The organism is Marinobacter sediminum (assembly GCF_016820575.1).
In the GTDB taxonomy this organism is placed as follows: Bacteria; Pseudomonadota; Gammaproteobacteria; order Pseudomonadales; family Oleiphilaceae; genus Marinobacter; species Marinobacter sediminum.
The window spans coordinates 997,874-1,010,782 of record NZ_JAEMQH010000001.1 but is presented as its reverse complement, the minus strand read 5'-3'; the positions used below and the strand labels follow the sequence as shown (position 1 = coordinate 1,010,782).

The 12,909-nt window shown below is 58.9% G+C and carries 14 protein-coding genes; 11 read left to right on the top strand and 3 right to left on the bottom strand.

What is annotated here, in order from left to right; all coding sequences use genetic code 11:
• Positions 1–8 precede the first annotated feature (8 nt).
• The 4 genes from FGO67_RS04470 (at position 9) to FGO67_RS04455 (ending at position 4,112) form a co-directional block, all read left to right on the top strand.
• Positions 9–980 carry an ABC transporter substrate-binding protein gene (locus FGO67_RS04470; protein ID WP_203299493.1) on the top strand — a complete coding sequence of 324 codons (972 nt, stop codon included), beginning with the start codon at positions 9–11 and terminating at the stop codon, positions 978–980.
• A 104-nt stretch (positions 981–1,084) separates the two neighbouring features.
• Positions 1,085–2,119 (top strand): ABC transporter permease, encoded by a 1,035-nt coding sequence (locus FGO67_RS04465; RefSeq protein ID WP_203299492.1) that lies wholly within the window; start codon positions 1,085–1,087, stop codon positions 2,117–2,119.
• A gap of 10 nt (positions 2,120–2,129) precedes the next feature.
• Positions 2,130–3,188 carry a quaternary amine ABC transporter ATP-binding protein gene (locus FGO67_RS04460; RefSeq protein ID WP_203299491.1) on the top strand — a complete coding sequence of 353 codons (1,059 nt, stop codon included), beginning with the start codon at positions 2,130–2,132 and terminating at the stop codon, positions 3,186–3,188.
• 84 nt (positions 3,189–3,272) lie between these two features.
• Entirely contained in the window at positions 3,273–4,112 is an 840-nt protein-coding gene (locus FGO67_RS04455; protein WP_203299490.1) for a substrate-binding periplasmic protein, read from the top strand.
• Here FGO67_RS04455 and FGO67_RS04450 read toward each other — a convergent pair.
• A complete protein-coding gene (locus FGO67_RS04450) occupies positions 4,088–5,077 on the bottom strand; it encodes an META domain-containing protein (RefSeq protein WP_203299489.1) in 990 nt (329 codons plus the stop codon). The two genes, FGO67_RS04455 and FGO67_RS04450, sit on opposite strands and share 25 nt — an antisense overlap.
• A 149-nt stretch (positions 5,078–5,226) precedes the next feature.
• On the opposite strand from FGO67_RS04450, the gene FGO67_RS04445 reads away from it, so the two are divergent.
• The 3 genes from FGO67_RS04445 to FGO67_RS04435 all read left to right on the top strand — a co-directional run bounded on the left by FGO67_RS04445 (position 5,227) and on the right by FGO67_RS04435 (position 7,991).
• Positions 5,227–5,976, top strand: a complete 750-nt coding sequence (locus FGO67_RS04445; RefSeq protein ID WP_203299488.1) for a glutathione S-transferase family protein — start codon at positions 5,227–5,229, stop codon at positions 5,974–5,976.
• 115 nt (positions 5,977–6,091) lie between these two features.
• Complete coding sequence (locus FGO67_RS04440) at positions 6,092–7,069, top strand: sterol desaturase family protein (protein ID WP_203299487.1); 978 nt, start codon at positions 6,092–6,094, stop codon at positions 7,067–7,069.
• Positions 7,032–7,991 (top strand): alpha/beta hydrolase, encoded by a 960-nt coding sequence (locus FGO67_RS04435; protein WP_203299486.1) that lies wholly within the window; start codon positions 7,032–7,034, stop codon positions 7,989–7,991. The genes FGO67_RS04440 and FGO67_RS04435 overlap by 38 nt, the downstream gene beginning before the upstream one ends.
• Position 7,992: 1 nt before the next feature.
• Here the strand turns inward: FGO67_RS04435 and crp are convergent, their stop codons facing one another.
• Positions 7,993–8,634 carry a cAMP-activated global transcriptional regulator CRP gene (crp, locus tag FGO67_RS04430; protein WP_007153756.1) on the bottom strand — a complete coding sequence of 214 codons (642 nt, stop codon included), beginning with the start codon at positions 8,632–8,634 and terminating at the stop codon, positions 7,993–7,995.
• Between the two features lie 269 nt (positions 8,635–8,903).
• Between crp and FGO67_RS04425 the strand changes: the two genes are divergently transcribed.
• The 4 genes from FGO67_RS04425 (at position 8,904) to FGO67_RS04410 (ending at position 12,019) form a co-directional block, all read left to right on the top strand.
• Positions 8,904–9,326, top strand: coding sequence for an OsmC family protein (locus tag FGO67_RS04425; RefSeq protein ID WP_138438505.1), 423 nt, complete (start codon positions 8,904–8,906; stop codon positions 9,324–9,326).
• Positions 9,327–9,585: 259 nt separating this feature from the next.
• On the top strand, positions 9,586–10,380 hold the full coding sequence (speD, locus tag FGO67_RS04420) for an adenosylmethionine decarboxylase (protein ID WP_203299485.1): 795 nt from the start codon (positions 9,586–9,588) through the stop codon (positions 10,378–10,380).
• Positions 10,381–10,533: 153 nt separating this feature from the next.
• Positions 10,534–11,136 carry an FMN-dependent NADH-azoreductase gene (locus tag FGO67_RS04415; protein WP_203299484.1) on the top strand — a complete coding sequence of 201 codons (603 nt, stop codon included), beginning with the start codon at positions 10,534–10,536 and terminating at the stop codon, positions 11,134–11,136.
• A gap of 37 nt (positions 11,137–11,173) precedes the next feature.
• Positions 11,174–12,019 (top strand): pirin family protein, encoded by an 846-nt coding sequence (locus tag FGO67_RS04410; protein ID WP_203299483.1) that lies wholly within the window; start codon positions 11,174–11,176, stop codon positions 12,017–12,019.
• Positions 12,020–12,025: 6 nt separating this feature from the next.
• Here the strand turns inward: FGO67_RS04410 and FGO67_RS04405 are convergent, their stop codons facing one another.
• Positions 12,026–12,892: a phosphoribulokinase gene (locus tag FGO67_RS04405; RefSeq protein ID WP_203299482.1), complete on the bottom strand. Its 867-nt coding sequence runs from the start codon at positions 12,890–12,892 to the stop codon at positions 12,026–12,028.
• Between the last annotated feature and the right edge of the window lie 17 nt (positions 12,893–12,909).

Below are 12,909 nucleotides of genomic sequence, written 5' to 3'. Positions count from 1 at the left end.
AAGTGACTATGCGCAAGATTATGTCTGCTGCGCTGATGTGCGCGGCCGCCGCTCCGGCGTTTGCCCAGGCTGACGAGTGCGGCCAGGTATCCATCACCGAAATGAACTGGGCATCTGCCTCAGTGGTCACCAACGTTGCCAAGTTCGTCATGGAACAAGGCTATGGCTGTGACGTCGCCGTTGTTCCCTCCGATACTGTTCCGGCAATCACCTCGGTCGCTGAAAACGGTGAGCCGGACATTGTGACTGAGTTGTGGGTCAACTCCACTGGCGAGGTCTTCGATCGCCTTGAAAGCGAAGGCAAGATTGTCCGGCTCGGCGAAGTGCTGTCTCCCGGCGGCGTGGAAGGTTGGTGGCTGCCAACCTACGTGGTCGACAAGCATCCTGAGCTGAAGACCATCGAAGGCATCATGGCCAACCCCGAACTGGTTGAAGCTCGCTTTAACAACTGCCCGGACGGCTGGGGCTGCCGGATTGTCAACGACAACCTGATTCGCGCCCTGAACCTGGAAGCCTCCGGTATTGAAGTGTTCAATCACGGCTCCGGTGAAACCCTGGCCTCGTCCATGGCCTCGGCAGTGCAGAACGAAGAACCCTGGTTCGGTTATTACTGGGGCCCGACTGTACCGCTGGGCAAGTTCGACATGACTCGCATCGACCTGGGCGAGTATGACGCCGAGGCTCACGCTGCCAATGGCAACAAGGACATCGACAACCCGCGCGTTTCCGATTTCCCGGCGGCGCCTGTGTTGACCGCAGTCACCACCAGCTTCCAGGAGCGCGAACCGGAAGTTGCCGAGATGCTGAGCAAGATGACCTTCGAAACCGCCACCATGAGCCAGGTGCTGGCCTGGAAGAGCGACAACAACGCGTCTGCCGAAGAGGCCGCCGTGTACTTCCTGAGCAACAACACCGACACCTGGAAAAACTGGTTGAACGACTCGGCTCGTGAGCGCCTCGCGGCGATCCTGGGCGAGTAACGCCTCCCGTATCTGGCAGGGCCCGCACCGGCCCTGCCAGTTTTCCATTCACTAACCCGATGTCCGTTGACCTGGCGGAGATACGCGCAGGAACCTGACAAATCATGGCAACTTACGACGCTGTTTTTAGTTCACTCGGTCTGGATGACTGGTGCTCAGAGGGCAAGAGTGACGCCCCGATGTCCATGGCACAGCTGCTGTCAAAAGCCAAAGGCGGGGAGCCCGCCGAGACTTCTTTGTGGGATCTTCCCTTCCCGTCCATGGATGCCCTGAACAAAGCCTGCCCGGCTTTCCCTCAATCCCGGGAGCTGACCAAGGGCCTGGAAGAAGGCTTCCTGGCCGTCAAGGACAGCATGAGCGTGGTCCTTGACCCCATCACCCAACCGCTGAGCTGGGCTCTGGATGGCACCCTGTATGCCATGCTCAGTGCACCCTGGTGGATCGTCATCCCGTTGTTGCTGGCGGTGGTGTTCGTGGTGAGCAAATCCTGGAAACTGGTGGGCTTTGTCGCCGCCAGCTTCGTTACCCTGGCGTTCATCGATTACTACACTTACGCGATGCAGACCCTGGCCATCATCTTTGTCTGCGCCTTCCTCTGCGTCCTGTTAGGGGTACCCATTGGCATCGCCATGTCCCGAAGTGACATGATGCAACGCATGACCATCCCAGTGCTGGACATGTTGCAGACGCTGCCGCCGTTCGTGTACCTGATCCCGCTGATCTTCCTGTTCAGCGTGACCGAGTCCAAGCTGTACGGCATCGCCATCATCCTGTACGCCATCGTTCCGGTCATCCGGTTGACCAATCTCGGCATCCGGCTGGTGGATAAAGACGTGATTGAGGCTGCCGATGCCTTCGGCATGACGCCTCGACAGAAGCTGTTCAAGGTCCAGATCCCGCTCGCGCTGCCCAACATCATGGCGGGTGTAAACCAGACCATCATGATGAGCCTGGCCATGGTCGTGATCGCCTCCCTGGTGTCTGCACCAGGTCTGGGCGTACTGGTTCTGCGCGGCATCCGAAACCTGGAACTGGGCGTTGGCCTGGTATCCGGCCTCGGTATCGTGATTCTGGCCGTGATCCTCGACCGGGTCACCAAAGCTTCTCTGGCACGCATCAATGCCTCCCAAAAGCACTGAGGACAGAGACGTGGACAAAGACATCAAAATTTCCATCAAGAATCTGTACAAGATATTTGGCCCGACACCGGATGTCGGGCTGGAATACGTACGCCGCGGAATGAACAAGTCCGATTTGCTTGAAAAGCAGAACCATGTGCTGGGCCTGCGCGACATCAACGTTGATATGCGCGATGGCGAAATTACCGTGATCATGGGGCTGTCCGGCTCCGGCAAATCGACCCTGATTCGGCACCTTAACCGGCTGATCGAACCGACCGCCGGTGAGATTCGTTTTGGCGACGAAGACGTCATGCAGTACGACGAAACCCAGCTGCGCAAGCTCCGGCGCGAGCGCATGTCGATGGTGTTCCAGAAGTTTGCCCTGCTGCCGCATCGAACGGTGCTGGAGAACGCGGGCATGGCGATGGATGTGCGCGGCCAGAAAACCGAGGACTACGAGGCGGAAGCCCGCAAGTGGCTGGCCCGGGTTGGTTTGGAAGGCAACGAAAACCAGTACCCTCACCAGTTGTCCGGCGGCATGCAGCAGCGCGTGGGCATTGCCCGTGCGCTGGTCTCCAACGCCCCAGTCATGCTGATGGACGAAGCCTTCTCGGCGCTGGATCCGCTGATTCGCTCCGACATGCAGGACTTGCTTCTGGAGCTTCAGGAAGAGCTGAAGAAAACCATCGTTTTCATCACCCACGACCTTGACGAGGCGCTGAAACTGGCCGATCACCTGGTCATCCTGAAAGACGGCGAGGTGATCCAGCAGGGCGATCCCCAGGACATTCTGCTGAATCCGAATGACCCGTACATCATCGATTTCATCAGCGACATCAACCGCGCCCGGGTGCTCCGGGTACGCTCGATCATGACCCAGCCGGACCGGGACGATATCGAGTACGCCGGCGACATCACGGAAAAGGACAACCTGGAGACGGTGCTGTCCCGATCCAAGGGTGACACCTCCCTGACCTTCCGGGTGGTGCGCGACGGTCAGCAGGTCGGCGCGCTGACCATGAAAGACCTGACTCGGGCACTGGTCCCTACTGAAGCCTCCAGCGAGAGGGACAACCGGGCCAATTAGGGCCCACCGGGGTTACAACGCTCTCAGTACCGTCTAAGCTTGAAGTTAAGCCGTTTTCTTTTTAACGGCATTTGGCCTAATACGATGCTGAGAGCTTTGCTCCTGATTTGCTTTACCTGCCTGACGGCGTGCTCGCCACCAGAAGACTCTCCCCCTGTTGCAGTACAAACCACCACCTTTGGCGCCCCTGTCCCTAGCGAAAACCAGCCGCCTGAAGAACAACGCACAATCACCATTGCCGCCGATCCCTGGTGTCCGCACAACTGTACGGCAGGCTCCGAGCGCGAGGGGTATATAATCGAGATCGCGAGGGAGGCTTTTGCCCTGGCCCGCCTGGAGGTCGAGTACATCAACACCAGTTGGGCGCGGGCACTGGAACTGGCCGACAAAGGCTATATTGATGCGGTAGTCGGTGCTTTCACTCAGGATTCAACGGGTTTCGTGTATCCCGAGGAAGCCATCGGCTACGCGCGCACTGCCCTTTTTACCCACGTTGAAAGTGACTGGACCTACCAGGGCATAGAATCGCTGAGCCAGCAGACCCTGGTGACCATCAATAGCTACTCCTACTCCTCAGAGCTTGATGCCTACATTGCAAAACACGGAGATAATCCCGAACGAGTCTGGATTTTATCCGGCCCCTCGCCACTGGATCGGGCCATAGAACTGTTGGAGCACGAGCGTTCAGACGTGCTCCCTGAAGATCTGGACGTTATGCAGTGGACGCTCAAGCAACTGGGCAAGCAAGACAGTGTGCGCATGGTCGTCAAACTGGAACGCTTGCCCGTTTACATTGCCTTCTCGAAAGTCCACCCCCAATCTGAAGAGTTCGCCACCCTGTTAACCGCGGGCGTTCGTAAGCTCAAGCAAAGTGGGCGCCTTGATGAGATTCTGGCGCGTTACAACGTGTCGTGGTCCGACTGAAAAGCCGACAGTAACCCAGCCTCTGAGGTTAACAGCAGAAGCTCGCCATGAGGCCCGATCCGCACCCTGGATGCCCGCTCCAAAGCCTCAATGAAACGGGCTTCCTGGGCCATGAGTGCGGGTGCGCAGGCCATTCGCGTCGTCGCCAGCTCACTGACATCAATACCGCCTTCATCGGTGAGCTGATACCGGCCGGTGTAGCGATTGCACGAAGCCTGGCCGGCAATCCGGTTGTCGTCCATGAACCGCAGGGTCAGCCGTGACCGATCGATAATCCCTTCGGCAGCCAGATCATCCACCACCCATTCGGCACCCCGAATCAGGCGCAGTGGATTACCGCCGCACCCCTGGTAACTCTGGCCATTTATGGTGAGTCGAACCTGATTCGGATACTGGGCTCCGGTTACCGGGTCCTGGCATAGTTGATTCGCCACCGTCAGTGTCGCCCGGGTACCACTGGCTTCGGCCACGAACTCCCGCCCGTGCCGGTTGGCGGTAACCAACTCACTCGGCAGCCTGAGCGACTGTTGATCTTCGTAGGGCGGACTCAGCACCAGCTCCGCACTCGACACATGGGCCTGCCAAATCGGGTCACTGCCCCGGGCGGTGAAGGGCCGCTCCAGCGCACCCGGCGGCAGGCACTCGGGAAAGGTTTCGCCGCGAATGGTCAGTTCGGCCTGTTCGCCCTGGCGCCGGAATCGGGTCGTGGTATCACCCGGGGCCACGAAGGTCTCTCGTGAAGCGCTGTTGTCAGGTTTCAGGAGTAGTCGTTTGTCGCGGTAATCAATGCCGAGAAGCCCACGATCGGGATCGTCGGTCACACGAATGTGCAGCTGGCCGCAGGCATACTGGCTGACAACGCTCGGTTCTCTGGATTCGGGGTCCAAAGGCGAGGAGGTGCAGGCCGACACCAACAGACCGGCGGTGGCGACGACAGGCACTAGCCGTGCATGGAGTGGATACATGGTCAACGTCCTTTGTTTCTGTGATCCTGGCGCGACAGTGTAAGCCGCTGGCACGGCCATGACCACCGGCGGCCGCACACTCCTGCCCGCAGGCTTCTTCTGCAGGCAATTCAGGACTATGCTGGGCACCTACAACAAGGAGATTTTTCATGGCTCTCAAGCTCTATCAGTTCGCCATTTCCCACTACTGCGAGAAGATCCGGTGGGCCCTGGACTACAAAGGCCTCAATTATGAGACCGTGACTCTGCTGCCAGGGCAACACATCAAGACTGTCCAGCAACTCACCGGAGGCAAGCGCACCTCGGTTCCGGTACTGGATCACGATGGTCAGTGCGTGCAGGGCTCGGCCCAGATCCTGGACTACCTCGACGAAACCTTCCCGGAACGTCCCCTCACCCCGGCCAATCCCGAGCAGCGGGAACAGGCCCTGGCCTGGGAGCGACGCCTGGATGAAGAAGCCGGCCCGGCCGTGAGGTGCTACGCTTACCACCACTTCCTGCAACGCCCCAAGGTGGTGATACCCATGCTGGCCGCAGGCACCCCATTCTACAACCGCTGGCTGCTGAGCCTGGTGTTCAGCCGGGTTGATGAAACCATGCGGAAATGGATGAAAATCAACGAAAAAACCTCAGAGCAGTCGCGCAAGGTCATGGAAACCCTGCTGACTGATCTGGCCGAGGCGTACCGCGCCCAGCCCTATCTGGTGGGAGACAGCTTTAGCCGGGCCGACCTGACCGCAGCGGCCATTTTCGCACCCATGTTCCAGCCCGCCGAGTACCCGGTGCCCTGGCCCAAGCCGGGCAAGATCCCGAAGGACATCAAGGCCTGGCTTGACCAGTGGCAGGACCAGATCCAGCCGCTCTCGGAGCTGTACGAGCAACACCGCAAGGCGAACTGAAAGCGCCCCTGCGATGTCGGAAATCGCTAGCGCAGGTGTCGGAAACCGACACCGCGCGGGCACCGAAGCCATGCCAGAATAGAATCAGATCAATAATTAAACTGGTAGGCCTGATATGGACCTGACTGACATGCTGTTGTCGGTGCTTGAGGACAGCGGACTCCGCCCCCTATGGGACGCTGTTTCGCCTTGGCTCGCGCTGGACGAACGCCAGCTCATTTTTGTTATCGCCACCCCGGTATTTATCGCTGTGGCGATGTGGGAATACCTTCGAATCCGTCACAACCCGGCCCTGATGGACACCCGGGAGGCAATCCGAAATTTTGCCCTCGGCGCCGGCTACCAGACCACGGAGCTGCTGTTTGCCGGCATTATTGCGTTCCCGGTGTTTGCCCTTTGCTACCACTACCGGTTTTTTGAACTGGAACTCACCTGGCTAACGGCCTTTCTCACCTTCCTGGGTGTGGAATTCTGCTTTTACTGGATGCATCGGGCCAGCCATCGGATGCGCTGGTTCTGGGCTGCTCACGTGGTACACCACTCCTCCGAGCGGATGAACTTCTCCACCGCCATGCGCCAGAACGCCACCAACATCGTTAACGGCAACTGGCTGTTCTACCTGCCGCTGGCGCTGCTGGGCTTCAACCCGGTCTGGATCGGCATCGCCTACGCGCTGTCACTGGTGTACCAGTTCTTTATCCACACCACACTGATTGGCCGTCTGCCGCGCTGGATTGAGTGGGTATTCAACACCCCCAGCCACCACCGGGTACACCACGGCCGCAACCCCGGCTACATTGATCGCAACTACGGCGGTGTCCTGATCATTTGGGATCGGCTGTTTGGCTCCTTCGTGGACGAAAATGCCCAGGATCCGCCCGAGTACGGCATAACCCGCCCGGCGCCGTCTAATAACTTACTGGTGCTGTGGACACACGAATACGTGGACCTGTTCCGCGACATGGCACGGCCCGGCGGATTATGGTCTCGACTCAGACACCTTTGGAAACCGCCGGAATGGGAACGCCCGGCATCGGACGATTCAGGGACAACCCATGCAAGAACACCCGTTCACACTGACCAGCCAGGATGAGCACAGCATCCGCGGCACCGTATTCCAGCCAGCAACGCCGAATTCCGTACTCGTCATTGCCCATGGCATGGCCGAGCACGCCGGGCGTTACTCCGAGTTCGCCCGGTGGCTGAACGGTAGAAGTATCGCCGTCGTCACCTACGATCATCGCGGACACGGCGCGGCCACGCCAGAACAGGACCGCGGACACTACAGCGACAGCCACGGCTGGGCCAAGGTCACCGACGACCTGCTCCGGGTGCTTTGCCACAGCCGGGCTCTGTTTCCGGGGCTGCCGGTGTTATTGCTGGGTCACAGCATGGGCTCTTTCATTGCCCAGAGCTGTGCCCAACAGCATCCGGAAGCGTTGGATGTGCTGATCCTGAGCGCCACCAATCGGATTCACCGGCCCCACCTGCTGATGTCCCGGCTGATCATTAGCGGCCTGAGCCGACTCTACGGCGGCCGGCACACCAGCCCCCTCATCGCCCGAATGACCTTCGGCAAATTCAACCGCCTGTTCCGACCCAACCGAACCGACTGCGACTGGTTAAGCCGAGACCCGGCCCAGGTGGACGCCTACGTTGCCGACCCACTGTGCGGCTTTGCCTGCAAGACCGGACTTTGGCACGACTTTATCCGGGGCATGCTGACCATCAACCCCACGCGGTGGCGCAAGGACCTGCCGGTGCACCTGTTTGCCGGCACCGACGATCCGGTGGGAGAAAGGGGCAAAGGCATTACCCGTCATTTCCAGGCCATCCGCGACGCCGGTGTTGAGCGGGTCAGCCTGAGACTGTTCGAGGGCGGCCGCCACGAGATGTTAAATGAGACCAACGGCGAGGAGGTTCGTGAATTCATCCTCTCCCTGTGTCCGCCAGCGGACAAAAAAAAGACCGCTGAGATCAGCGGTCTTTTTCTGGCGGAGGAACGGATTAGCTAGCTCATCGCGTCCCGTAAACCACCATGGTCTTGCCCTTCACCCGAACCAGACCCTGATCCTCCAGGGTTTTCAGAACCCGGCCAACCATCTCACGGGAACAGCCGACAATACGGCCGATTTCCTGCCGGGTGATTTTGATCTGCATGCCATCGGGATGCGTCATGGCATCCGGTTCCTTACACAGATCCAGCAGAGTGCGGGCAACCCGTCCGGTGACGTCCAGGAACGCCAGATCGCCGACCTTGCGAGTGGTCTGGCGCAGACGTGAGGCCATCTGTTCGCCAATAAAGTACAGCACGCGGGGGTCCTGCTGGGCGATTTCCCGGAATTTGGTGTAGGAGATCTCCGCCACTTCACACTCGGTTTTGGCCTTAACCCAAGCGCTACGGGAGTCCATGTTGTCGAACAGGCCCATCTCACCGAAAAAGTCTCCGGCGTTCAGGTAGGCCATGATCATTTCCCGGCCGTCGTCATCTTCGATGATGACCGTGACCGAACCTTTAACAATGTAAAACAGCGAATCACTCTTGTCGCCGGCATAAATAATGGTGCTCTTGGCCGGGTAACGGCGTCGATGGCACTGCGAAAGGAAATAATCGAGATGTTTGGTTTTCTGCTCAACCGGCTTGACGATAGTGGCCATAGTGCGAGTCGTGCCTCCTAAATACTGGCGGGTCCCTATGATTGTTATGCACCCAGCTTTCCCTGCGGGTTCGTTCTTTTTCATTCAAAAACACCGCAACTTATAGCAAGAAGGCCTGATTTGGGCAACCGGAACAGCTCCACAAGGTGAACCAGGTAACAGCCCGTTCAGCTGCCGTGGGGAGGTGACTGTGCTAGCATCCTGCCAACTATTTTTCACAAGGCGCCGACGGTTTCGGCACTGATCAGACAGAAACGGAGAATATCCCCATGAAAGCAACCGTTGACTGGACCGGCAACGCCAGCTTCAAGGTCACCAGTGGCAGTGGTCACAGCGTACAACTCGATGGCCCGCCCGATCACGGTGGCGAAAACCTGGGGCCGCGACCCATGGAAATGCTGCTGATGGGACTGGGCGGCTGCTCCTCGTTCGATGTCATGAGTATCCTCAAGAAGAGTCGGCAAGAGGTCACCGCCTGTCATGCCGAACTTGAAGCCGAGCGTGCTGACGCCGTGCCCGCAGTGTTCACCAAGATTCACCTGCACTTCGTTGTAACCGGTCACAACCTGAAGGAAAACCAGGTCAAGCGCGCGGTCAGTCTGTCCGCCGAGAAGTACTGTTCAGCGTCCATCATGCTTGAGCAGGCCGGTGTTGAAATCAGCCACAGCCACGAAATCCGCGACGCCGGTTAACCCCGGCGTAATCGCCTCATAATCACGCGCGCACCGGCACCCAACCAATCCTCCTGGCGCGCCCGGTAACAGGGACAATCACGGATAGGGAAATCCAGTGCCTGTACTATTCAACGTCACCCTCGGTGTGCATAATACGCACCCTCTCCGCCGGTCTGCGCAAAAGGTGAACAACCGGGTCAGTAATCGGTGGCGGCCTCCGCAGAACGTGTAAACCACGTCTGCAGTCATTCATCTCCACGATACGGAGGGGCTGAGCATGGAATCTAAACTCCAGCTGCACGGTTTCAACAACCTGACCAAATCCCTGAGCTTTAACATTTACGACATCTGTTATGCGCAGACCGAAGAGCAGCGCGAGGCGTACATCGATTACATCGACGAGATGTACAACGCCGAGCGACTGACCCAGATCCTGACCGATGTCGTTAAGATCATCGGCGCCAACGTGCTCAACATCGCCCGTCAGGATTACGAGCCCCACGGCGCCTCGGTCACTATGCTGATTGCCGAGCATGAACTGACCGACGGCGAGGAGCCGGATAACGAGGAGTCGCCGGGACCACTGCCCGACACCATCGTGGCGCACCTGGACAAGAGCCACGTGACGGTGCACACCTATCCGGAGAGTCACCCCCACGACGGCGTCAGCACCTTCCGGGCCGACATCGACGTGTCCACCTGCGGCCTGATTTCACCGCTGAAGGTATTGAACTACCTGATCCACAGCTTTGATTCGGATGTGGTGACCGTGGATTACCGGGTGCGCGGCTTTACCCGTGACGTGGATGGCACCAAGCATTACATCGATCACGACATCAACTCGATCCAGAACTACCTGACCGAGGACACCCAGGCCGCCTACCAGATGATCGACGTCAACGTGTACCAGGAGAACCTGTTCCACACCAAGATGATGCTCAAGAACTTCGATCTGGATAACTACGTGTTTGGCGTTAACGCCAGCGACCTTGGCCCCGGTGAAGCCAAGTCCATCGAAGACCGCCTGCGTCGGGAGATGCTGGAAATCTTTTACTCCCGCAACGTCGAGTAACGCCTGTCAGTGCCCGCTAGAGCCCGCCCAAATCCGGGCTCTAGCGTTTAGTCAAAAATTTTGAACAAACCTTCCAAGATTCTCCGATTTCATCGTTGCCGCCAGTGCAGTTCAATACCTCCATCTTAGCGAACAACTTCGGAGGCATTGAACATGAAAAACGTACTCGTCATCACCGCAAGCATTTTTGGCCAAGATGGCCAATCATCCCAGCTGGTGAAACGCACTATCGATCAATTGCAGGCAAGCCACGGCGACCTCAAGATTCAGCAGCGTGACCTGGCTGCAGAGCCGGTGCCGCACCTGGACGCCGACCGCTTTGGCGCCTTTCTGACCAGCACAGACGACCGTGATGGCCAGCAGCAGCGCGTGGTGGATTATTCAGATTCACTGATCGAAGAGGTAAAACAAGCCGACATCATCGTCATCGGCGTGCCGATGTACAACTTCGGCATTCCGTCCGTGCTCAAGGCCTACTTCGACCACATCGCCCGGGCCGGCATCAGTTTCCGCTACACTGAAAATGGCCCGGTGGGCCTTCTGGAAGACCGTCCGGTTTACATTTTGGCGGCACGTGGTGGCATTTACGCCGGCACCCCGAACGACTCGCAGACCCCGTTCCTGCGTTCTTTCCTGGGCTTCCTTGGCCTGAAAGACCTGCATTTCGTGTACGCCGAAGGCCTGAACATGGGCGACGACCGCAAAACCAACGCACTGCAGCAGGCCCGGCGCAATATCGAAACGCTCACCGCCTGATGACGGCGTTCCAGTGCCCTTTTAGAAGGAGGCAAGAATGACAGATCGACTTCTCAAGCAAGTGATCGCGGGCGCCGAAACATCCGACGGCGCGGGCGTTCGCATCAAGCGCTCCCTGGGACAGACGCCGACTATTCGACTGGATCCGTTTTTGATGCTGGATGAGTTTGGCTCGGCCGATGCAGCCGACTACATCGCTGGCTTTCCGTCGCACCCGCATCGTGGCTTCGAGACCGTGACCTATATGATTGAGGGCCATATGCTGCATCAGGACCACCTGGGTAACCGGGGCGAGTTGCGCAACGGCGGCGTACAGTGGATGACGGCCGGGCGCGGCATCATCCATTCGGAAATGCCTCAGCAGGAAGAAGGCACCATGCGGGGGTTTCAGCTCTGGCTTAACCTGCCGGCGGCCGAAAAGATGACCGATGCCGGTTATCGCGACATCCAGCCCGAGCAGATCCCAAGCATCAATGTCGGTGGCAGCCAGATCAAGCTGATTGCCGGCACCCTGGTGCTGGGTGACACCGTGCATCGAGGCGCCGAGAGTGGCCGCAGCACCCAGCCGATCTATGCTGACCTGCACCTGGAGCCGGGCGGACAAGTCACTCTGCCGGTGCCGGAAACCCACAACGGCTTGCTATACCTGTACGAGGGCGAGGCCAGCCTTGGCGATGCCCCGCTCCGCCTGAGCGCGGCCAATATCCTGGGTAACGGCAACCAGATTCGGCTAACTGCGGGAACGTCGGGGGCCCGACTGCTGTTGATTGCGGGCAAACCCATTGGCGAGCCGGTGGTGCAATACGGCCCCTTCGTGATGAACACCAGTGAGGAAATCGAACAGGCCCTGCGCGATTACCGGGATGGCAAACTAACCGCCTGAATGGCCTCAGGCAAAGGGCTTGCGCGCCATCAGGCGCTGGACCATGGGTCGCACCACCAGATCCATGGCCAGCGCCATTTTTGTGCCCGGAATCACCAGGGTGTCGTGACGGGACAGGCTGCTGTTGGCAATGACCTGCAGCAGATAGGGGAAATCCACCTCCGAGGGGTCCCGGAACCGGATCACCAGCATGCTTTCGTCTTCGGTCGGTACATCCCTGACCACAAACGGATTGGAGGTGTCGACCAGGGGAATGCGCTGGAAGTTGATATGGGTGTGGGAGAACTGGGGCACGATGTCGTGCACGTAATCGTCCATCCGGTTGATAATGGTCTCTACCACCGCTTCCTGGCTGTAACCCCGTTTGTTGGTGTCCCGGTGGATCTTCTGGATCCATTCCAGGTTCACAATGGGTACCACCCCAATCAGCAGGTCGACGTACTGGGCGATGTTGTAGGTTTCACTGACCACACCCCCGTGCAGGCCCTCGTAGAACAACAGATCGCTCTCCGCCGGCAAAGGTCCCCAAGGTGTGAAGGTACCGGGCTTGTGGCCCGCCGCCATCAGTTCTCGATCCTCGTCGTGCACGTACTGCCGGTAGCGGCCATTGCCGGTGTGGCCGTAGTCGTAGAACAGCGCTTCCAGCTTATCGATGTGGTTGGCCGCCAGCGCGAAGTGGTTGCGCTCACCAAACTGGCCCTTGGCCGCCAGCCTGGCCATTTGCTCCCGGTTGTAGCGGTGAAAACTGTCGCCGCTAACCATCGCGGCATTCAGTTCCTCACTGGCGAACATCCGGCTGAAAATCTGGCCGGTGGTGGTCGTGCCGGCGCCGGAGGAGCCGGTAACCGCAATAATCGGGTGACGCTTGGACATACAGAAAGGGTCCGGAG

Excerpts from the sequence above, each read along its gene's own strand:
- crp (WP_007153756.1), bottom strand. The coding sequence starts at position 8,634 with ATGGCCACTATCGTCAAGCCGGTTGAGCAGAAAACCAAACATCTCGAT.
- FGO67_RS04440 (WP_203299487.1), top strand. The coding sequence starts at position 6,092 with ATGGACCTGACTGACATGCTGTTGTCGGTGCTTGAGGACAGCGGACTC.
- FGO67_RS04415 (WP_203299484.1), top strand. The coding sequence starts at position 10,534 with ATGAAAAACGTACTCGTCATCACCGCAAGCATTTTTGGCCAAGATGGC.
- FGO67_RS04455 (WP_203299490.1), top strand. The coding sequence starts at position 3,273 with ATGCTGAGAGCTTTGCTCCTGATTTGCTTTACCTGCCTGACGGCGTGC.
- FGO67_RS04470 (WP_203299493.1), top strand. The coding sequence starts at position 9 with ATGCGCAAGATTATGTCTGCTGCGCTGATGTGCGCGGCCGCCGCTCCG.
- FGO67_RS04465 (WP_203299492.1), top strand. The coding sequence starts at position 1,085 with ATGGCAACTTACGACGCTGTTTTTAGTTCACTCGGTCTGGATGACTGG.
- FGO67_RS04435 (WP_203299486.1), top strand. The coding sequence starts at position 7,032 with ATGCAAGAACACCCGTTCACACTGACCAGCCAGGATGAGCACAGCATC.
- FGO67_RS04405 (WP_203299482.1), bottom strand. The coding sequence starts at position 12,892 with ATGTCCAAGCGTCACCCGATTATTGCGGTTACCGGCTCCTCCGGCGCC.
- FGO67_RS04445 (WP_203299488.1), top strand. The coding sequence starts at position 5,227 with ATGGCTCTCAAGCTCTATCAGTTCGCCATTTCCCACTACTGCGAGAAG.
- FGO67_RS04450 (WP_203299489.1), bottom strand. The coding sequence starts at position 5,077 with ATGTATCCACTCCATGCACGGCTAGTGCCTGTCGTCGCCACCGCCGGT.
- speD (WP_203299485.1), top strand. The coding sequence starts at position 9,586 with ATGGAATCTAAACTCCAGCTGCACGGTTTCAACAACCTGACCAAATCC.
- FGO67_RS04410 (WP_203299483.1), top strand. The coding sequence starts at position 11,174 with ATGACAGATCGACTTCTCAAGCAAGTGATCGCGGGCGCCGAAACATCC.
- FGO67_RS04425 (WP_138438505.1), top strand. The coding sequence starts at position 8,904 with ATGAAAGCAACCGTTGACTGGACCGGCAACGCCAGCTTCAAGGTCACC.